The organism is Oscillibacter sp. (genome assembly GCF_032018205.1).
Taxonomy (GTDB): domain Bacteria; phylum Bacillota; class Clostridia; order Oscillospirales; family Oscillospiraceae; genus Oscillibacter.
Window position 1 is genome coordinate 17,227 of sequence record NZ_DALZOY010000021.1, and the last position, 17,029, is coordinate 34,255.

General features: G+C 55.0%; 28 protein-coding genes. 5 read left to right on the forward strand and 23 right to left on the reverse strand.

The genetic code is table 11. The features are described 5' to 3' along the window. Positions 1-6: 6 nt before the first annotated feature. The 23 genes from RTU96_RS13450 to RTU96_RS13560 all read right to left on the reverse strand — a co-directional run bounded on the left by RTU96_RS13450 (position 7) and on the right by RTU96_RS13560 (position 12,662). On the reverse strand, positions 7-639 hold the full coding sequence (locus RTU96_RS13450; protein WP_312637150.1) for a hypothetical protein: 633 nt from the start codon (positions 637-639) through the stop codon (positions 7-9). 31 nt (positions 640-670) lie between these two features. Continuing rightward, positions 671-967 carry a hypothetical protein gene (locus tag RTU96_RS13455; protein WP_312637151.1) on the reverse strand — a complete coding sequence of 99 codons (297 nt, stop codon included), beginning with the start codon at positions 965-967 and terminating at the stop codon, positions 671-673. A gap of 213 nt (positions 968-1,180) precedes the next feature. Beyond that, positions 1,181-1,561, reverse strand: coding sequence for an HNH endonuclease signature motif containing protein (locus RTU96_RS13460; protein WP_312637182.1), 381 nt, complete (start codon positions 1,559-1,561; stop codon positions 1,181-1,183). A 72-nt stretch (positions 1,562-1,633) separates the two neighbouring features. Beyond that, a complete protein-coding gene (locus RTU96_RS13465) occupies positions 1,634-1,876 on the reverse strand; it encodes a cysteine-rich KTR domain-containing protein (RefSeq protein ID WP_312637152.1) in 243 nt (80 codons plus the stop codon). 41 nt (positions 1,877-1,917) lie between these two features. Then, positions 1,918-2,631 carry a hypothetical protein gene (locus RTU96_RS13470; RefSeq protein WP_312637154.1) on the reverse strand — a complete coding sequence of 238 codons (714 nt, stop codon included), beginning with the start codon at positions 2,629-2,631 and terminating at the stop codon, positions 1,918-1,920. Beyond that, complete coding sequence (locus tag RTU96_RS13475; protein ID WP_312637155.1) at positions 2,621-3,004, reverse strand: hypothetical protein; 384 nt, start codon at positions 3,002-3,004, stop codon at positions 2,621-2,623. The genes RTU96_RS13470 and RTU96_RS13475 overlap by 11 nt, the downstream gene beginning before the upstream one ends. After that, complete coding sequence (locus RTU96_RS13480; protein ID WP_312637156.1) at positions 2,997-3,428, reverse strand: hypothetical protein; 432 nt, start codon at positions 3,426-3,428, stop codon at positions 2,997-2,999. Before RTU96_RS13480 ends, RTU96_RS13475 begins: the two co-directional genes overlap by 8 nt. A gap of 179 nt (positions 3,429-3,607) precedes the next feature. Continuing rightward, positions 3,608-3,769 (reverse strand): hypothetical protein, encoded by a 162-nt coding sequence (locus tag RTU96_RS13485; RefSeq protein ID WP_312637158.1) that lies wholly within the window; start codon positions 3,767-3,769, stop codon positions 3,608-3,610. Positions 3,770-3,782: 13 nt separating this feature from the next. Beyond that, on the reverse strand, positions 3,783-4,199 hold the full coding sequence (locus tag RTU96_RS13490) for a single-stranded DNA-binding protein (protein ID WP_312637159.1): 417 nt from the start codon (positions 4,197-4,199) through the stop codon (positions 3,783-3,785). Next, positions 4,199-4,429, reverse strand: coding sequence for a hypothetical protein (locus RTU96_RS13495; protein ID WP_312637160.1), 231 nt, complete (start codon positions 4,427-4,429; stop codon positions 4,199-4,201). The genes RTU96_RS13490 and RTU96_RS13495 overlap by 1 nt, the downstream gene beginning before the upstream one ends. After that, on the reverse strand, positions 4,416-4,655 hold the full coding sequence (locus tag RTU96_RS13500) for a hypothetical protein (RefSeq protein ID WP_312637161.1): 240 nt from the start codon (positions 4,653-4,655) through the stop codon (positions 4,416-4,418). Before RTU96_RS13500 ends, RTU96_RS13495 begins: the two co-directional genes overlap by 14 nt. 2 nt (positions 4,656-4,657) lie before the next feature. Next, positions 4,658-4,888 (reverse strand): hypothetical protein, encoded by a 231-nt coding sequence (locus RTU96_RS13505; protein WP_312637162.1) that lies wholly within the window; start codon positions 4,886-4,888, stop codon positions 4,658-4,660. 21 nt (positions 4,889-4,909) lie between these two features. After that, positions 4,910-6,676: a PcfJ domain-containing protein gene (locus RTU96_RS13510; protein WP_312637163.1), complete on the reverse strand. Its 1,767-nt coding sequence runs from the start codon at positions 6,674-6,676 to the stop codon at positions 4,910-4,912. A gap of 5 nt (positions 6,677-6,681) precedes the next feature. Continuing rightward, on the reverse strand, positions 6,682-7,026 hold the full coding sequence (locus RTU96_RS13515) for a hypothetical protein (protein WP_312637164.1): 345 nt from the start codon (positions 7,024-7,026) through the stop codon (positions 6,682-6,684). A 2-nt stretch (positions 7,027-7,028) separates the two neighbouring features. Continuing rightward, positions 7,029-8,120 (reverse strand): DUF3102 domain-containing protein, encoded by a 1,092-nt coding sequence (locus RTU96_RS13520; RefSeq protein ID WP_312637165.1) that lies wholly within the window; start codon positions 8,118-8,120, stop codon positions 7,029-7,031. Next, positions 8,113-8,922, reverse strand: a complete 810-nt coding sequence (locus RTU96_RS13525; protein ID WP_312637166.1) for a ParA family protein — start codon at positions 8,920-8,922, stop codon at positions 8,113-8,115. Before RTU96_RS13525 ends, RTU96_RS13520 begins: the two co-directional genes overlap by 8 nt. Beyond that, positions 8,828-9,133, reverse strand: coding sequence for a hypothetical protein (locus RTU96_RS13530; protein ID WP_312637167.1), 306 nt, complete (start codon positions 9,131-9,133; stop codon positions 8,828-8,830). The genes RTU96_RS13525 and RTU96_RS13530 overlap by 95 nt, the downstream gene beginning before the upstream one ends. Continuing rightward, complete coding sequence (locus RTU96_RS13535; RefSeq protein WP_312637168.1) at positions 9,124-10,503, reverse strand: DnaB-like helicase C-terminal domain-containing protein; 1,380 nt, start codon at positions 10,501-10,503, stop codon at positions 9,124-9,126. Before RTU96_RS13535 ends, RTU96_RS13530 begins: the two co-directional genes overlap by 10 nt. Further along, positions 10,493-11,218, reverse strand: coding sequence for a hypothetical protein (locus RTU96_RS13540; protein WP_312637169.1), 726 nt, complete (start codon positions 11,216-11,218; stop codon positions 10,493-10,495). Before RTU96_RS13540 ends, RTU96_RS13535 begins: the two co-directional genes overlap by 11 nt. Further along, positions 11,211-11,420 carry a hypothetical protein gene (locus tag RTU96_RS13545; protein WP_312637170.1) on the reverse strand — a complete coding sequence of 70 codons (210 nt, stop codon included), beginning with the start codon at positions 11,418-11,420 and terminating at the stop codon, positions 11,211-11,213. The genes RTU96_RS13540 and RTU96_RS13545 overlap by 8 nt, the downstream gene beginning before the upstream one ends. 298 nt (positions 11,421-11,718) lie before the next feature. Then, entirely contained in the window at positions 11,719-11,925 is a 207-nt protein-coding gene (locus RTU96_RS13550) for a hypothetical protein (RefSeq protein WP_312637171.1), read from the reverse strand. Between the two features lie 40 nt (positions 11,926-11,965). Further along, complete coding sequence (locus RTU96_RS13555; RefSeq protein ID WP_312637172.1) at positions 11,966-12,415, reverse strand: helix-turn-helix transcriptional regulator; 450 nt, start codon at positions 12,413-12,415, stop codon at positions 11,966-11,968. A gap of 46 nt (positions 12,416-12,461) precedes the next feature. Next, complete coding sequence (locus tag RTU96_RS13560; protein WP_312637174.1) at positions 12,462-12,662, reverse strand: helix-turn-helix transcriptional regulator; 201 nt, start codon at positions 12,660-12,662, stop codon at positions 12,462-12,464. Positions 12,663-12,818: 156 nt separating this feature from the next. Here RTU96_RS13560 and RTU96_RS13565 point away from each other — a divergent pair, with 156 nt between their 5' ends. The 5 genes from RTU96_RS13565 to RTU96_RS13585 are packed head-to-tail and all read left to right on the forward strand — an operon-like array spanning position 12,819 to position 16,945. Continuing rightward, complete coding sequence (locus RTU96_RS13565; RefSeq protein ID WP_312637175.1) at positions 12,819-13,433, forward strand: XRE family transcriptional regulator; 615 nt, start codon at positions 12,819-12,821, stop codon at positions 13,431-13,433. Positions 13,434-13,467: 34 nt separating this feature from the next. Next, a complete protein-coding gene (locus RTU96_RS13570) occupies positions 13,468-14,562 on the forward strand; it encodes a type I restriction endonuclease (protein WP_312637176.1) in 1,095 nt (364 codons plus the stop codon). 42 nt (positions 14,563-14,604) lie between these two features. Further along, positions 14,605-14,880, forward strand: coding sequence for a hypothetical protein (locus RTU96_RS13575; RefSeq protein WP_312637177.1), 276 nt, complete (start codon positions 14,605-14,607; stop codon positions 14,878-14,880). Between the two features lie 46 nt (positions 14,881-14,926). Beyond that, positions 14,927-16,507: a recombinase family protein gene (locus RTU96_RS13580; RefSeq protein WP_312637179.1), complete on the forward strand. Its 1,581-nt coding sequence runs from the start codon at positions 14,927-14,929 to the stop codon at positions 16,505-16,507. 30 nt (positions 16,508-16,537) lie between these two features. Next, positions 16,538-16,945 (forward strand): glycosyl hydrolase family 18 protein, encoded by a 408-nt coding sequence (locus RTU96_RS13585; protein ID WP_312637180.1) that lies wholly within the window; start codon positions 16,538-16,540, stop codon positions 16,943-16,945. The last annotated feature ends 84 nt before the right edge of the window (positions 16,946-17,029 follow it).

Below are 17,029 nucleotides of genomic sequence, written 5' to 3' on the forward strand. Positions count from 1 at the left end.
TCCTCCTCAAAATAAACTTGGCATCTTGATCCAGCCGCCCGACTCCGGCTGCTCCTCCGCAGTCACCTGCACCTGCTTTTCCCCCGCATAACGGTCGGAAAGCATCTCATCCAGCACAGATCTGTAAAAATCGTACAGCGCGTGGTCCCTACAAAAGCTAAACTGCTCCCAGTTCGGGGCCTCGTTGAGATTGCAGCTCCCCTCCAGCACAAACTTGCCGCAGTCAGTGTCAAAAAGCGCCAGCTTTGTGTGATTGTCCCGGCTGGCAGCCTGCCAGCCGTACTGGCGGCACAACGCCGTCAGATTATCCCAATAGGCAACTGCAGAGGCTTTGCGCTTGTCCCTACGCATAATTTGTCCCACAACAAATCGTGCTTCCAGCAATCGTCCGGAATCCGCCAGTTGTCGGAGTTGGCGCAGCGCCGATGGCCCAATACGAAAGGTCGAGACATCCAGTCGCCGAATCACCGCACGGTCCGCCACATACCGCAAAAATCCCGCCGCAGTGAGATTGGAAAATGACACCAGTTTGTACACACTCTCGTCTCCCGGTAGCGGTCCGATAATCGAATCCAATTTGGCCCCCTGCACATATACCGCGCTGCTGACCTTTCTCCGTTTTGTCCGCAAAACGTTCATCTGTCCTGCTCTTCCGATTCCCTCTATACGCTCAACTCCCCTCCCCGCCTTGCCTCTTTTCATCCTCCTCCATCTGCCCCATCGCTGTCTTCTCCCAGGGCAGAAACAGCCTGCTGTCACACGCAGGGCAGCAACGCCCGTCATAGCACCGACTGCGGGTTTCAACAATGCAGCCACAATCCAGGCAGACATATTTCAGTTGCTTCCACATAAGAGCTCCTTTCATCCGGCGCATCACCCGGCCCTCGCGGTTGGTCACGAGGGCCAGGCGGAGGAAAAGGGTCCGGCCCCAAGAGCCGGGTGACACGCCGGTGTCCAATTCGGGCACATTCTCCAGCTCCTGCCTCCGCTGCACGCCACCCGAAAGCCGCCTAGGGGCCGCTGCCCTCTCCGAAATTCCCCGTGGGGAAAAAATCTCGCTCAGAGGAGGGCATGCGGTATTCCGCCCCCTCACCCGATACTTTCTTTGCCGGGGGGAGGGGTGCAGGGAATCGCCGCAGGCGCGGGCCGACACGCCCATGCGCCCAAGCGTCCAGCCGCTTCACCGTCGATAGCGGCTCCGCAGCGCGTTGTTTTTCGCGTGAATTTCCATTGCCGTCTTGCGGCTATGGCATGAATGGCACAAGCTTTGCAGGTTGCTACGGTCAGTAAACTTGGCCCAGTCGCCCTTGTGGTCCACGACGTGGTCCACGTCGGTGGCTAGGGTACGGATGCCACGCTGGGCGCACTCCCGGCAAAATGGCTCCCGCAGGAGCTGTGCAGGACGGAGTTCGTCCATCCATTCCCGCGTCCGGTACATCCAGCGCCATGCCTGCGCCTCAGCGCTGCGCTGCTCGCGGGCCTTGGGCTTGTGCGCTGGGCAGTACCCATCACGGACAAGGGCGCTGCATCCTGGGTGCCGACACGGTCGGAGCGGCTTCATGGCCACGGGCTATCACCTCCGGGCAAAATAAAAAAAAACACCAGACCCAACAACTCAGCCCTTTCAGGCGAATCATTGGCTCTGGCGTTTAACGCTCTGGCCTTTCGCAATATTCAGGATGACCTCACTTCGGCACGTTCGGCAGTACACCGGTAGGCCGCAGGCCTCGGTTTCGTCCGATATCCGGAGCAGCCGATGGTTCCGCCCACAAACCGGGCAGGTAACCCATCCGTCCTTTACGCTCAGTTTAACACTTTTGGGATTCACTGGCAATGGATTTTCCTCACTTTCTTTAGCTTGTCCGTAAATATTCATAAGGTTTCAAGAAGAAGAAATCATTATTTAAATATAAAGCGCTATTTTTTAGGCATCAGATAGCGGGTGTAATTAAACACTCCCCATTCCCCAAATTCCGGCTTCCCCACGATGGGAAGCCGCGTGGCGTTGCGAGGTACTCGGAGCTGCCCCGTATCGGACAGATGCACCTCTGGAGGCGGAATCAATTTGCTTAGTTTCCGGGAGCAGCCCCACGGATGCCTGCCGACATCCGGGAGCTCCTTGGTAAAGTAGATCGCAAGGCCCCGGTATCCCTGCTCCGCCATGACGCGCTTTTGATCATACGGTACGTCGTAAGCCTCTCCCCACACCCATAGGTACCTCACCACGGACGGAGGGAAATCCGCGTAACGCATAAAGGCGTGGATATGATAGCGGTGATCCCCGTGCAGGCCCTCCACGCGGTACACGTAGTAGTCCATAGGCTTCTTGCAAAAGCGCTTCAGCCGCTTGCAAAAAGCGTCCCATACGTGCACGACACCGTCAAGGCTGTCTGGCAGGTGTTCGTCCGCAAAAGTCAGCGTATAAAATATGCCACCAAAGCCAAATAGGGCCAGCCGCAGCTCCAGCTTGTCCACGCTAGTGCGGCTCATGGCCGGGCCGCAGCGCCTCCGTGCGCCTTGAACATCCACCCCGTTACGGCGAAGGAAGCACTTCCGGTCCGTTACAAACGCCTTCACAAACGGTCCCGCTCGCTGCTGCACACACAGGTATGTAGGAGGGTCATTGGGCATGTCCCGCCTCCTGTACTGCCCGCGCAAAGCGGCTAATCTCCATCGGATCAATCAGCTCACTGCAATGCGGGCAAACAGGCCATAGCCCATCCCGGAATTTCTTGCTGATATTATTCACGCCGCTAAATCTCATGTAGCTGCGGCGTTCCTTTGCCGCCAACTGCGCAAAGGCATTCATGCTGCGCTGAATACTCTCTGCGTTGTGCGCCATATCCATAAGGGCCTCAAACGGATCTATGATGGCCCCGCATTTTGAGCAGTAAACCAGTTTGTTTTTGTAATCCAGAACAAATGTGCGCGGGTTGCACTCGCATACTTTCCGCCGGTCATACTCAACTTTCAGCGGATACAGCCACGGCTCCGGCTTAACCATCGTTCTCGCTCCTTTCCGGCTTGTGGCGGTAGGCAAGCCACGTTTGACCGCACGCAGAAAGCGGCTCTCCAACCGTAATTGATTTCTCGTAAAAGCAAATTTTACTTCCGACGACAGCACTGACGAGAAACCATCCTTCTCCAATTCCGTCTTTCAACCACACCGGCTCCCCATCCATCCCCCGCAGCTCGTCGAGGGTAAGCGGCTCGTTAGAAGGCTGGGCGCGGCGGAGTTCTGCGACAGCCAATTCCACAGCCTCGTATTCGCGCTTGCAATAATCAATATCATCATATGGGATAATGATGGTAGGATCGTTCGCAAGTGCTAATATTTCTTCAATGCGGGATTTAAGCATGGCGTTGCTATTTTGCAAGAGATCAATTGCTTCATCCGCCGCCATCGGGCACGGCTTCAATTCACTCATTGTGGGCCTCCTTTCGTAGCGGGCAGTTTTTCGGGGCGGTTTTTCCGCTGAACAGCACAACCGCACCGGACGGATGGGAGCAAACATAGGCATCTTCAGAAAAACTCCCAGACCGCCAGCTTGCACTATTCCCGTTTCGCGGGATGGCGCGTCTTGCGCCGAATTGGCATTTGCTGCATTTAAGCATCCTGTCCGCCCTCCCCGTCCTGCGCGGCCTTGTCCTCCAGCATAAGGTTTTCTTCGTGGAGGGTTTTAAGCAATTCTGCAAGGCGGCGCTTCTCCCGATACCCGATACTCCCCGGAATATTAAGCTCCATCAAGGCGTTTTCGTATGTAATCATTCCGCATCTCCTTCTAAAACGGCAGTTCTCCGTCCTCTGTGCCGACTTCCTCAAATTCACTGTGGGCATCCACGGGGGCCGGGGCGGATGTGCCCGAATTGGACACATCTTTTTTTGAGTCCCCAAAATACACGCTGTCGGCCACGACCTCGGCGGAGCGGCGCTTGCCGCCCTGCTTGTCCGTCCAGTCCCGGAGCTGCAAGCGGCCCTCCACCACGGCCATGCGGCCCTTGGTGAAATACTTTCCGACGAACTCGGCGGTTGTGCGCCATGCCACAATGTCAATGAAATCCGTCTCCTTCTCGCCGCTCTGGGACTTAAAATCCCGGTCCACGGCGAGGGTAAACGAGGTCACGGCGGGGCCGCTGCCGGTGCGACGAAGCTCCGGGTCCCGCGTCAGGCGGCCCATGAGAACAATTTTATTGAGCATTACAGATTCCTCCCCTTTCGCCGGGGATTCACCCGGCGGGTAAACTCCCGGAGGATGCCGCCACGATAATCGCACATCAGAAGCTCCTCGTTCCGTGCTGCACGTACAGCGGCGTCATGTACCGTTTTTCGTGCGCAGTAATCCCTCCAAGCGGGGCAGGTGTCCGGATTGTGGCACGAGGGCGAGCGGCGCGGGCAGTCCGGCGGGCAGGACGGCTTAATCCTCGGCATGGCGCACCTCGCTGCCGTGCAGCCCTAAAAGGCCCAGCAGCTCGACCATAAGGTCCGACGCGCACACAGGGTCCTCCTCTTTGTGAATCGCATCTGCCAGCCGCTCCATTTCGTGGAGTTTGTAGAGCGCACCGTAGGCGTTGGGCGGGAGGGCGGCAAGGTCCACGCCCTTAATTCCCCAGTTGCCCCTGCCGTCGCTCCATGTACATCTGCATTTCACCACCATGCTCACACCTCCGCCAGCGCCCGCAGCACATCCAGCAAAATGGAGTGCAGGCTGTCCCCGGTGGTGTTCACGGACTTGTGGTAGCCGTTTGAAAAGCGGATGGTAACGCACTCGTCGCCACTGTCGTGATACTCGTACTCCAGCCGTTCCACGCCCTCGTGGGAGGCCGCAATGCAGCGGGACAGCTCCCGCTGCACAAACTGCCGCTTTTGCTCAAAATCCTGCATACTCATATATCGTTCCTCCTAAAATCTTCATGCGATCTGCACATCAGGTCTCCGTTTACGGGTATGTGAAAGAACCGGAGTTCCATCTTTGTCACGTTTTGCACCGTCTTGGACCCAACCAATCCACAGATTTTCAAATGCCTGCACCTTCGTCGTCTTGCCGCAGTTGTGGTCCCCTCGATTTTGCCGAACTTCGCATTTATTTTCATCAAGCTCCAAAGTGTAATATGGGACATCAGGCTCCGCTGCCCTGCGAATAAAGAAAATGGAAGATTCTCCGGAGCAATGCTTTTCTCCGTAAGTCCAAACGCAGTGGTGCAAGGAATCAGCCTCTTTCTGCAACTCCGCCTGGCTCCCTGCCGGAACGATTATCAGACCGTCAGATTCAAAAATGTACCGGGCCAGTGCCTTCCGCCGCTCCCGAAACTTTTTCCGTAGGATCTGGCTCTTCTTCCGCGCTTTCAGCTTCAAAACCGAATCGTGGGCATCAACCAGATTTCGCGGCCACCGCACCTGCGGATCAGCTAAATCCCGACCACAGTCTTTGGATATGGCCCAGTAGTCCAGCAGCATATTTACGTCGATATATCCCTCCGGAATTGGATCGCCATAGTCGTCCTCAGCACCGGGGCCATCCCGCTCTATCTGCTTCAGAAGATACCGCAGGCTCTTAGACACCTGACGCCAACCAACCAGCTCCGGGATCTGGTCGTCGCCTAGATAAAAGGCATTGCGTATATCATCTTCGGTCAAAAACTCTCCATGCGTCTTTGCGCCTACGAACAATCGCCAGAGCATAGCCCCCCAGCATTGCATCTGACCCATACGCAGTTCCTCCCGGGTCAGACCAAGCATTTTAGATGGGATTACCTCATCCCAGTCGATATCAGCTACTGACGGTAGTCCCCTGTCGTTGTTCTCCCACTTTTCATTTGGCATGCATTCGTACATAAGGTCATCCAACACCATGGGCAATCCGCTTACCAGCAGATTCTCCAGGTTTGGATGCTGCTGGTAAAGCCGCAGATAGGCAACCGGAAACTTGTTTTTTTCTGCTTGGAAGGCCTCCATGTACACGTCCAGCTTGCAGTTTGGCAAGCTGCTGGAAGCCACAAGTTCAGGCGTCAGACCAAATATTCCACCCGAAACAACCCCCCAACTTTCCGACCACTTTTGGGGCTGCCTCCACTCTCGTGAATACGCGATAAAATATCCAGCGGTGCCGCTATACGAATTGACCCAGCCCATCAACTTGACACAGTCCTGTGCGCCAAATACATAGGCCTCAGCCGGAATCGGAATAAGTTCTTCTCTCCCGTCCTGATATACCCGCCTCTGAATTTTCCAGCAAGTTAATGCCAGAAGGTGTTCCTTCCCGACCACAGCCGCACTCATAGCTTCTGTTTCGTCAACCACATCATAGCCACGCCGCCCAAGTTCGGCCTTTTTCTTCACCTTCACCGGCACACCGCAAAAAGGGCACAGCATATCATCTCCAGAAGCACACGGTGTCCAATTGTGTTCTTTCGGATGAATAAATCCATATCCGCCCCGCCGCTCTTCCGCCTGCGCCCATTGCAGCAGATCCTCTCCTCCACAGAAGGAGCAACGCGCCTTGACGTACTTGACCTTTCTAGGTTTCGCCCATTCGTCCCACGGAGCTTCCGGAGGCCACTCTTTAACCCAGACCGCTTCATAGATCAGCCCATGTACTTCCAGCGCCTGTTGTACCGTATTAGAATCCAGCAAGCCAGCCGGGGCCTTCCGGGAGATTAGTGCTCGCACATTATCCATGATCGTCACCCCAGAAAATCCGCCAGATTGATAACGACCGCACCACTTTTGGGCTTGTCTGACTCCAGATGCTGCGGAAGGCCGTAGAATGTCCGCAGGATTTGTTCCGCATCGGCCGGCGTCACGCAGGCAAAGCTTCCGGTTTTGTGCTTGTCCGCAAATACCTTTATTTGCTTCTCCGCCTCCACAATCGACATGCTTTCATTCTCTAAATCCTGAGCAATCAGCTCCGCGCATGGCGGTTCGTGTCGGCAGATGTCCTTCAATTGCTCTGCGACCATCCATTGAGCGGAACGCTCTTTCACCGTGCGCTGTTGTTGCTCCAAACGCATAATCGCCTGTTCCACCATACTCATTCCGAACACCTCCCGATCGCCTCTGCAATAGCCATCAGCGCCTTTTGCAGCTTTCCGGCAACATCCTTGTCACCACGGGCACGGACCTTCAGCAGCAGTCCATGCAGTTTGTTTACCTGCTCCTGAACCTCACCAAAAATTACATTGAAGGTTGCCAGTTCCTGATCGCTATTCAGTGCCGCCTGTTTTTCTGCCTTAATGGCATCCTCCAGTTTGCGCCGAACGTCCATCAACTCCGCCTCGGTTTTTGCCATCTGCTCACGTAGCTCAGCGGTTGCCTTGACCTTTTCTGCATCCACAGCGGCCTCGGCGGACTTCCGTTTCGCTTCTGCCTTTTTGCGGGCCTCCTCCGCCTGATCCACCTTGGCTTGCATTTCGGAGATAGCCTCCGCTCTGGCGCGGTCAAGCGCTTCCTGATCCACGGACATGACCGCCACGTCCACTGGCTTGTCCCGCAGCGCCTGAAGCTCAGCGTTGGCCGATTCCAGTTCCTGCTTTGCTTGTTCTTCAGCTTCTTTTGAACTCTCGTGAAGCTGCTTCAGCAATGCAAAGTCGGTCTCCATTTTTGCCCGACTTTGCTCTGCGGCTTCCGCCTTGGCTGCGGATTCTTCTGCCACTTTACGAGCCTCGTCCCGGTCCCGGACGGCCTGCTCCAACTCCCGGGCAGACATGTCGATCACATTCTTCTCCTCGCCGTCGACAATATGGTTTTGCTCCATGAAATTTTCACGTTCTTCTGCCGGTAAGGCCAGTAGTGTCAAAGCTTTGGTCGCTCCCAAATCGGACAGCGCTGTCTGATTTGACCATTCCCGCGCAAGGCGCATAAATCGTGTTGCAGTACGCTCCGAAAACTCCACCTGTTCCGTCAGCCATGGCAACCATTCGCCGTGGGAAAGTAGCGCCTTTGCCTCAATCAGCCGCTGACCGATGCCAATAATGGCGTCACCGGCCGTCTTTTTCATTTCCTTGATTTCGCCAGTAATGGTATCAATCGTTCTGGATACTCCGCTCACTGAATTGATCGCACTAGGCACATCGGCAAACTGCTTGCCAAGCATGGCGGAAATATCCACGGGTTTCTTAGCCATTTTCTTTGCCCTCCTGCTCTAAAAATTCACACACAAATCGGCGATAGTCCATCGCCGCACCGCAGTGGGGGCTGAATGTCAGCAGCGACTCCCCCGCAAAGGTGGCGGCAGATACCCGGGGCGACTGCCGGATTGTCGTCCGGTACACAGGAAGCCCGGACCGCGCCGCCAGAAGGGCCAGTGTGTCAATTTCCACGTCGGTGCGCTGATACTGCGTGGCAAGAACTCCCGCCACCTGCAGCCGCTCATTTGCTCGGCGCATATTCACCACCTGCTGCATCAACTCCGCAACGCCGGAGGTGGAAAACGCATCCAGCCGGATAGGGATAATTACCGCATCCGCAGCCGTCAGAGCCGCCGTGCTGGCCGCGCTGAACGCCGGTGGGCAGTCGATCAGAATGTAGTCATACGCCTTCGCCCAGTCCTCCGTATTAGGCGAGGCCGCGTCTTCAGCAATGGCTTCGCGCAAATCCTCAATGGCCGTTAGGTTGCAACGACCATTTTTAATCGCATCGAGGTCCGCATACATCAGGCTCATGTCGGCCGGGATGATGTCAATATCAGGCCGGGCCGGTGTAACAAAGTCGGGATAGTACGGCTCGTTGGCCCCCTGAAGGAGCGCCAACAGGTCCCGGCCCTCCTCTGCCGTAGCGCCGAAATACTGGCTCAGGTTCCCCTGCTGGTCCGCGTCGATGAGCAGGACGCGCTTACCGTGGGTTGCGGCGAGACAGTCCGCCATGGCGGCAGTGGTCACTGTTTTGGCTACCCCGCCCTTCAGGTTGAATATTGCAATCGTTCTCATGTTTTCTTTTGTCCTTTCTTCGGTCCAGCTCGCAGGGATTGCACGGAAAAGTCTCCGTCCAGCTCCCGCCCGGGACTGTAAATCGCACGGTGTAAAATCGCCGCTGCGGGTGGATGTATACTACCTTGGCGGGCAGCGGAACGTTGTCTCCCGGCATGCCGTAGGTGGTTTCAAACGTGGGGGTGATGTGCAGCGTGTCGCCTATTTGCATGGGCTAGCCTCCTTCTCCGGGGGGAATATCCGGTCAATCTCCGCAGCCCCGTCCGGGTCGGTGCTCTCCTCCAGTGTCAGTTGCTGTCCGGCAGGGTCCCACGCATACCGCTTGTCCGCCACTCCGACTTTGTACTGATAAAACCGTCTGGACTTTCCGTCAAATTCAAGCCACACGTCGCCGCTGGCTCCAAAGTCTCTATTTTTGAGAATGACCAACCGAGGAGCCTTGACGGTCTCTCCATTCACGACCCGGTCATGGCGTGCAAGAAAAAACACGTTGTCCGCCTTGTTGGTGATATCGCCGGAACCACTCACATCGTCGTTGTCCTCGGGCTTGTTCCCACCGGAGGACTTCCGGGGATGAACCACCAGATGGACGTGCACATGCCGCCGCTTTGCAAACGTGGAGAGCTGCTGCACAAAATCCGCCTGCGCCCGGTAATAGTCCCGGTCCCGGGCCGTAGCCAAGTCCACCGACATCATGTTATCCACCAGAAACGTATCCGCGCCGTAGCGCATCCGGGCGTACTCAAACTGGGACAGGATTTTCTCAGGGTCATGGCGGGTGTTGCAGTCCAGATCATAGAGCCAGTAGCGTTCGTCCAACCATTCGCTAATTTGCTTATCCGCGAGAGGCGTTGCCGCCGCCAGACGCTTTGCGGTGCACTGGTCCGTTTGATATGCAATATGCTCCGGCCCTGCAGCCTGCAGGTACGTCCAATACCGAAATTGCTCCTTCGGCAGCTCGCCAGAGTAAGCGCACACCACATGGCCCTGATTGAGACTTTCCAGCAGCATCTGGCTCACCAGCGTGCTCTTGCCGACACCGCGTTTTCCGGTCCAGATGGATAGGCGGCCCTCCAAAAAGCCAAGGATGCCCTTGTCCAAGCGTGGGAATCCGGACAGTGTCCGGGGAACCGTCAGGAGGTTTTGCTGAGGGACCCGCGCCAAATTCAAAAGCCCGTAGGCTGGCAGCTCCTCCGCTCCGGAGAGGATGGACAGCAGTTCTTTGCGCCCATAGACGGATATGTACTCCGTGATGGTCCTGCACCCCCGGAAGCCCGCATCCCCAATTTCGTACAGGCACATGGCAGGAAGCCTTGGCAGCAGCGCTTCATGCATCGCATCCCGGGCAATGGCGTTTGGGCTTACGATTACGATGAAGGGGAACGCCTCCAGAAAAGGGCGGCACCGTGGGACATCGTCCCACGAGGCCCCCGTACCAAGACACACGGCGTTGACTCCGATATCCGATGCGGTAACCAGACTGTCGCAAAACCACAAGCCCTGCGGCTCTGCCGGATTGATAAATCTGGACGTGAAGGACAGGTATTGGCTTGCCTGTGTCAATGCCTTTTCAAATTCCATCCAGATCGCCCTCCTCGCTGCCGTCCTCGGCAGGTGCTGCCACCGGCAGCTCGTCCGGCTTCAATGCGTACACAGTCAGCCAGTTGCACTTGACTGCCTTGTTCAGCAGCAGGAGCTTCATTCCCCGGTTCCCGCTGGAAAGCTTGTCCAGATCAAGAAGGATGCCGTCCATGGCCCGCATGGTCTTCACGGGGCGCTTATTTGCCACCCTTCGATTCTCCAGCAGGTCCAGGATGGCCTGCTGGATATCCTGATCATCCGGAGCATACTCCAAGATGCGGTCGCATATCTCCGGGGGTATGGGGGCTTTGTTAGTCTTTTCTTTGTTTAAGTCTTTCTTTTGTTGTGTCAAATTTACCGACAACGGCAAACACCGCTGACGGCTATTGCCGTTGTGGCAAATTGGTACAACGGTGGGCGCTTCCTCCTGCAAAACGTATACATTGCCCGCAAATTTACCGCTGGTATCGTGGCTCTGCTCCCGCTCCAGATAGCCCACCTCTTGCAGATTATCAAGGCACTTGCGGATTTCATACCGACTCGTTCCAGCCTTGATCGCAAGCCCTGAGACACTGTAATCCCAGTCCAGCGGGAGCGAGGCCATCAATGAAAACAGGCCGCGCGTTGCCAACGTGAGCCGGTCATCCTGCGCCACGGAATTATAAATCGTGGTAAAGCCCCGGCCGCGCTTAAAGCGAACGACGCTCTCAGCCATGGCGCTCACCCTCCCGGTACTGGGCCATAATATCCCGGCAAATGTTATGTACGCCGACGGCGTACCCCATATCCCATCCGTCAATGATCTTCGCTTCCTCCGGCGTCAGATCGTCCCGCCACGCCTCGGTCTCCGGGTCGCTGCTCTCATAGTTCCAATTGTCGGCCAGCTCCGCCAGCCTTTCTTCTGTAATGCTCGGCATCTTAATCCCGCTCCTTTCCATCTATCAAATCCACCACCAGAAACAACCGGCCAACCAGCCAGCAAATTCCGATGATGATCAACCCAAGCACCCACATGCTCATGTCAAAAGCGCCTCCTCCCCGGTGAAATTGGGGCTTGCGCTTTCGAGCAAATGTGATATAATAATCTTGCAATCGTTCTTGGGCGCAAGTCCTTGAACCGAACCGCTTCGGGTGCCAGCCCGGGGCGGTTCTTTTTTTATGTGCTGCATCGGTGTTCCTCCCACAGCTTGTCCGCCGCCGCTGGCGGCGGCCTTATCATTTGTGCGACAACTCTTTTGCCCGTTTCCGCATCTCTGCGTTTAAGTAAATCTGGACAATTTGCCGGTCTGTCGCTTCCTTGTCCTCTTTGGTCATACTGCGGCAGAAGGTATCCATGATGTAGCAGGTGCCCCCATCGGTATTTACGATCATCTTGCAGTCGTCCATGTTGGGGACAAAGGGAAATTTACCTAAGTGCGCCATAATCATCACCTCACCGCAATCTACGTTCCTCAGAGCTAGTCTATTCATCTTTCGTTGCAATTCGGACCTCCGTGCAGGCGCGGACGATCTCCGTGATATCCGCCATGATTTCATTCATCAGCGGGCGCTCGTCGCCTGAGATCACACCGTCCTCAATAATCTGCATCAGTTGCCGGTCCCGGTGGTCCTCGGCAAAGCGCAGCACGCGGTTAACCAGCCGGATTGCCGCCGTCTGGAGCGTGCAGTCGTCCACGGCCGGAATGATAGATGCCGCCAGTTGGGACTCGTTTCGCAGGTGCTCCACGGCCAGAAACTGACTGTTGTACAGCCGGACCATACGATATGCGATATCACCCGGCACGCCGCACTCGCCGCTTTCATACCGGGCCAGCGCCCGGACGGAGCATGGCAGCAATTCGGCGGCACGTTCCTGCGTGTAACCTGCCTGCTCCCGGCAGATTTTGTAAATATTCCGGACAGGTTCTGTCATGGTGCGTTTCCTTTCTTTGGGATATGATGGAGATGTGGGGCGCAGGTTAAGCACTGGCGCTTTCTCGACCGAATAAAAAATCGATGGTACAGCCGAGCGCGTCTGCTAGTGCAGGGAGCTTATCGCAGGACGGATATGCGGTTCCGCGTTCCCACTGGCTAACAGCAGTCTGATTAACCTGAACCATATCGGCAAGGGCAGCTTGGGAAATTCCCTTTTGCTCTCGAATAGTTTTAATGCTAAGCATAGCGTTGCCTCCTTTCCTTCGTAGTAGTTTAACTACTATATTTGCATAGTAGCACCGACGATAATATTTTGTCAAGTAGTATTTCTACTATTTCTAAAATAATTGTTGTTCTTTTTAAGTAGCTGTACTAGTATTTAACTGTAAGGGGGTGATGCATTGAACCGTTTCAAAGAACAACGAATTGCGCACGGATACAAAACACAATCCGACCTTGCAAAGGTTTTATTCGTCAATCAAACCGCTGTCAGCCAGTGGGAGCGCGGCGCAACTATTCCAAGTCCTCCTCTTTTGCTAAGACTCAGCAATATGTACGATGTCACGACTGACTACTTGCTCGGGAATGATTCAACCGCACACAGCCCATCCTCCCCCAACGGGGTTATGGTCCCCGTTTTGGGCGACGTGGCTGGGGGCCTTCCCATGCTGGCGCAGGAAAATATCATCGACTATGAGGAAGTCAGCAAAGATTTAACCGTCTGCGGCGATATCATTGGCCTGCGCGTAAATGGGCACTCTATGGAGCCGCGCGTCTGCGACGGTGATGTGGTGATTGTCCGGCTGCAAGGCGACGTTGACACCGGCGACGTGGCTGTCGTTCTCATCAACGGGGACTCAGCCACAGTTAAAAAGATAAAAAAAGACGCCGATGGAAGTATCTGGCTGATACCCAACAATCCGGCGTATGATGCAGTCCATTATAGCCCGCAGGAGCGCGACGACCTTCCCGTGACGATCATTGGAAAGGTCGTGGAGCTGCGCGGTAAATTTTAAATGTGTCCGAATCGGGCACAGGAGGAGAAAGAGAATGGATTTTGTAGATCAGTTGAAGCAGTTTGCAAAGCGGGCGGAATCGCTCCAAGGCACGGTACAAACAGAGGAAGCCACAAAAACAGCCTTGATCATGCCGTTCTTTTCCATGCTGGGCTATGATGTATTCAATCCACAGGAATTTACTCCGGAGTTTACAGCTGACGTGGGCATTAAGAAAGGCGAAAAAGTAGACTACGCCATTGTCAAAGACGGAGAGCCGGTTATCCTCATCGAGTGCAAAGCCGCTTCTGAAAAACTGGAACGACACGACTCTCAGTTATTTCGATATTTTGGAACCACTACTGCGAAATTTGCGATTCTCACTAACGGAATTATTTATCGGTTTTATACCGACCTCGACAATCAGAACAAGATGGACACCGACCCGTTTTTGTCAATCAACATTTTAGATATCCGAGGGAATCAGGTCCCGGAGCTTAAAAAGTTCTGCAAATCGGAATTTGATATTGATTCTATTTTCAGCACCGCTTCTGAGCTTAAATACGTCCATGCGTTCAAGGAAATCTTTACAAGTTTGCTGGAAAATCCCACGGACGATTTTACGCGAATCTTCTTGCAGTGCTGCTATTCAGGTCAAAAAACGCAAAATGTTCTGGATAAGTTCCGCCCGCTGCTGAAGAAGGCGCTGAATGATCAGATCAGCGAGATGATGAATGATAAAATCAAAGTGGCTTTGGGCAGTTCCGGTGGCAGCGTATCCGTTTCCGAAATCAAAGTACCGGAATCTACCGCAGACACGGAGCCCCCTGAGGACGATGCACCGGAGAAGAAAGCGCCCAATATCGTCACCACGGAAGAAGAGCTGGAGGCTTATTTCATCGTCAAAAATTTGCTGTCTGGCATCGTTGATATCCATGATATCACATACAAAGATACAGAATCTTACATCAACATTCTTTATAAGGCCAACACGCGCAAGTGGGTTTGCCGCCTGCGTCTGACAGGTGCGCAGAAAACGCTGATTATTCCCGACGAAAATAAAAATGACATGAAGTATCAACTGCAAGATATCTATGAGCTGAATCAGCACAAAGATGCCTTGATAGACGTCTTGCAGCGGTATCTGTAAAATCAATCCGTGCCCAATTTGGGCACAAAGAAGGAGTTCATAATGAAAATTCATGTTACGGCTGTAAAGTATGGTGGATTTGTTGTACCGACCATTACGGCCTTTCTGAATGGAACTGAAACTGCGTGGATTGGGGACGGACAATCGGTGGATATTGATGCTCCCGCAGGAGAAAATCACCTGCTTTTCAAGGCATCCCTTCGGAAAGCTGAAATTCGATTTAACAGCAGCTCAGACGTAAATATTTCACTGAAATGGAACCGAATAACCGGCCGCCTTGAATGCCTTTGTACGGGGGCAGATGTGAAAGTTATTTGAAACGAAGCGCCGCCCCAGCGGGGCGGCGCTTGCCATAGGAGGAACCATGGAGCAGTATCTGATCTACCTGCGTAAATCCAGAAAGGACCGGGACATGGAGCTGGAGTCCGGCACCTTCGACACGCTGCAGCGGCACAGGGATGTGCTGCTGGCGTTGGCCGCGAAGCGGAGCTACACCATCTCCGGCATCTTTGAAGAGGTCGTCAGCGGCGACACAATCGCCGAGCGGCCGGAGATGCAGAAGCTGCTCTCCGCCGTGGAAAGCGGCAAGTACGCGGGCGTGCTGGTGGTTGAAGTCCCCCGTCTCGCCCGTGGCAATACCAGAGATCAGGGCACTGTGGCGGAGACGTTCAAATACAGCAATACCAAAATCATTACGCCAGATAAAATCTATGATCCGTCGGACGAAGCCGACGAGGAATATTTTGAATTTGGCTTGTTCATGTCCCGCCGGGAATACATGGCAATCAACCGTCGGCTCCAGCGGGGCCGTATGGCCTCTTTGAATGAGGGCAAGTATATTGCCGGTACGCCGCCCTACGGCTACCGTAAGCAGAAGCTGGAGCACCAGAAGGGATATACACTGGAGATTGATCCGGAGCAGGCGCGGGTAGTGCGGGAAATCTTCCGCATGTATACGGACGGAGATCCGCGCCCGGATGGGACGCTGGTCCCCGTCGGCAGTTACGCCATCGCAAACCAACTCAACGCGCAGGCCGTCGCATCTCCCGGCGGGACGAAGTGGTCCGCCAGCGGCGTTCGGGATATCCTCAAAAATCCCACCTATGCAGGCTTTGTCCGCTGGGCCTACCGTCCACAGACAAAGCAGATGGTGGACGGCGCGTTGCAAACCAGCTACCCCGTCAGCAAGCAGTACAAGCTGCAAAAGGGACTCCACGAGGCAATCATATCGGAACATGCGTGGCGGCGCGCTATGGCCGCCATGGGCGACCGCAGCCATGCACCAGTCCCCGGAAGGAAGCAGATTTCAAACCCTCTGGCTGGGCTGATCTACTGCTCCGTATGCGGGCGCTCCCTTGTTCAGCTCCCCGGGAGCCACGGCGCAACTATGTTGATGTGCCCCACACCCAAATGCAAAACCATGGGAAGTCGGAGAAACGCAGTAGAGAAGGCGCTGCTGGAAAGTCTGGCAAACTGGCTGAAAAGCTACCAACTGAAAATTGCCCGGCAGGAATCCACCGGCGAGGACCATGCAGAACTGGAGCGTGCGCTGGCCTCGGCTGAAGCAAGCCTCAATAAGCTCAACACCCAAAAAGGAAGCCTCTTCGATCTGCTGGAGCAGGGCGTATATACGCAGGAGATTTTTCTGGATCGCTCCCGCCTGCTGGCTGCCAGAATCAGCGAAGCGGAGAAGGCTGTTGCAAATCTGCACCAGCATCTCTCCTCACTGAACAGCGCAAAGCTGGCCCGCCGCCAGTTGATCCCCCGTATTAAAAGTGTGATTGAAGTCTACGATTCTCTGTCGGCCCCCGCTGATCAGAACGCCCTGCTAAAGTCTGTGCTTGATCATGCCGTGTACTCAAAAACCGTTGGCGGGCAATGGAGGGAAAGCAATATGCAGTTGTTTATTTATCCCAAAGTTACATCCTTTAACAGTGACTTATAACCCGGATGTCGATATACTTACGGTCCTCCCATGCCTGTTTCTCCCCTGCCCCAGGTCCGGGCGGTGCTGGACTATGCCGTTACGCAGATTCCCCCGGAAAAGGTTTTCCTTGGCCTTTCCAATTATGGCTACGACTGGACCCTCCCCTTTGTGTCCGGCGAGTCCAAGGCCCAGTCCATCTCCAATCAGCGGGCCATCGAGCTGGCCATCCAATATGATGTCGCCATTGAGTATGACGAGACGGCGCAGGCTCCCTTTTTCCACTATACCGATCAGGACGGCGCTGTCCACGAGGTATGGTTTGACGACGCGCGCAGTCTCTCCGCCCGGCTTCTTCTCATTCAGGAATACGGCTTTCAGGGCGCGGGCATCTGGAACGTCTCCCGCCCCTTTTCTCAGCTTTACCTCGTCATGGCCTCGCTGTATGACATTCCCTAGGCACTCCTCATGTCGTTTCCCCTCTGTTTCACTCCTTTCTTTTTGCACCCAAAACATGGCGGCCCCGCGGAGTTTTGCTCCGCG

Bases quoted from the DNA above. Each gene is read 5' to 3' on its own strand.
- RTU96_RS13450 (WP_312637150.1), bottom strand. From the start codon at position 639: ATGAACGTTTTGCGGACAAAACGGAGAAAGGTCAGCAGCGCGGTATAT.
- RTU96_RS13460 (WP_312637182.1), bottom strand. From the start codon at position 1,561: ATGAAGCCGCTCCGACCGTGTCGGCACCCAGGATGCAGCGCCCTTGTC.
- RTU96_RS13465 (WP_312637152.1), bottom strand. From the start codon at position 1,876: ATGAATATTTACGGACAAGCTAAAGAAAGTGAGGAAAATCCATTGCCA.
- RTU96_RS13470 (WP_312637154.1), bottom strand. From the start codon at position 2,631: ATGCCCAATGACCCTCCTACATACCTGTGTGTGCAGCAGCGAGCGGGA.
- RTU96_RS13475 (WP_312637155.1), bottom strand. From the start codon at position 3,004: ATGGTTAAGCCGGAGCCGTGGCTGTATCCGCTGAAAGTTGAGTATGAC.
- RTU96_RS13480 (WP_312637156.1), bottom strand. From the start codon at position 3,428: ATGAGTGAATTGAAGCCGTGCCCGATGGCGGCGGATGAAGCAATTGAT.
- RTU96_RS13485 (WP_312637158.1), bottom strand. From the start codon at position 3,769: ATGATTACATACGAAAACGCCTTGATGGAGCTTAATATTCCGGGGAGT.
- RTU96_RS13490 (WP_312637159.1), bottom strand. From the start codon at position 4,199: ATGCTCAATAAAATTGTTCTCATGGGCCGCCTGACGCGGGACCCGGAG.
- RTU96_RS13495 (WP_312637160.1), bottom strand. From the start codon at position 4,429: ATGCCGAGGATTAAGCCGTCCTGCCCGCCGGACTGCCCGCGCCGCTCG.
- RTU96_RS13500 (WP_312637161.1), bottom strand. From the start codon at position 4,655: ATGGTGGTGAAATGCAGATGTACATGGAGCGACGGCAGGGGCAACTGG.
- RTU96_RS13505 (WP_312637162.1), bottom strand. From the start codon at position 4,888: ATGAGTATGCAGGATTTTGAGCAAAAGCGGCAGTTTGTGCAGCGGGAG.
- RTU96_RS13510 (WP_312637163.1), bottom strand. From the start codon at position 6,676: ATGGATAATGTGCGAGCACTAATCTCCCGGAAGGCCCCGGCTGGCTTG.
- RTU96_RS13515 (WP_312637164.1), bottom strand. From the start codon at position 7,026: ATGGTGGAACAGGCGATTATGCGTTTGGAGCAACAACAGCGCACGGTG.
- RTU96_RS13520 (WP_312637165.1), bottom strand. From the start codon at position 8,120: ATGGCTAAGAAACCCGTGGATATTTCCGCCATGCTTGGCAAGCAGTTT.
- RTU96_RS13525 (WP_312637166.1), bottom strand. From the start codon at position 8,922: ATGAGAACGATTGCAATATTCAACCTGAAGGGCGGGGTAGCCAAAACA.
- RTU96_RS13530 (WP_312637167.1), bottom strand. From the start codon at position 9,133: ATGCAAATAGGCGACACGCTGCACATCACCCCCACGTTTGAAACCACC.
- RTU96_RS13535 (WP_312637168.1), bottom strand. From the start codon at position 10,503: ATGGAATTTGAAAAGGCATTGACACAGGCAAGCCAATACCTGTCCTTC.
- RTU96_RS13540 (WP_312637169.1), bottom strand. From the start codon at position 11,218: ATGGCTGAGAGCGTCGTTCGCTTTAAGCGCGGCCGGGGCTTTACCACG.
- RTU96_RS13545 (WP_312637170.1), bottom strand. From the start codon at position 11,420: ATGCCGAGCATTACAGAAGAAAGGCTGGCGGAGCTGGCCGACAATTGG.
- RTU96_RS13550 (WP_312637171.1), bottom strand. From the start codon at position 11,925: ATGGCGCACTTAGGTAAATTTCCCTTTGTCCCCAACATGGACGACTGC.
- RTU96_RS13555 (WP_312637172.1), bottom strand. From the start codon at position 12,415: ATGACAGAACCTGTCCGGAATATTTACAAAATCTGCCGGGAGCAGGCA.
- RTU96_RS13560 (WP_312637174.1), bottom strand. From the start codon at position 12,662: ATGCTTAGCATTAAAACTATTCGAGAGCAAAAGGGAATTTCCCAAGCT.
- RTU96_RS13570 (WP_312637176.1), top strand. From the start codon at position 13,468: ATGGATTTTGTAGATCAGTTGAAGCAGTTTGCAAAGCGGGCGGAATCG.
- RTU96_RS13575 (WP_312637177.1), top strand. From the start codon at position 14,605: ATGAAAATTCATGTTACGGCTGTAAAGTATGGTGGATTTGTTGTACCG.
- RTU96_RS13580 (WP_312637179.1), top strand. From the start codon at position 14,927: ATGGAGCAGTATCTGATCTACCTGCGTAAATCCAGAAAGGACCGGGAC.
- RTU96_RS13585 (WP_312637180.1), top strand. From the start codon at position 16,538: ATGCCTGTTTCTCCCCTGCCCCAGGTCCGGGCGGTGCTGGACTATGCC.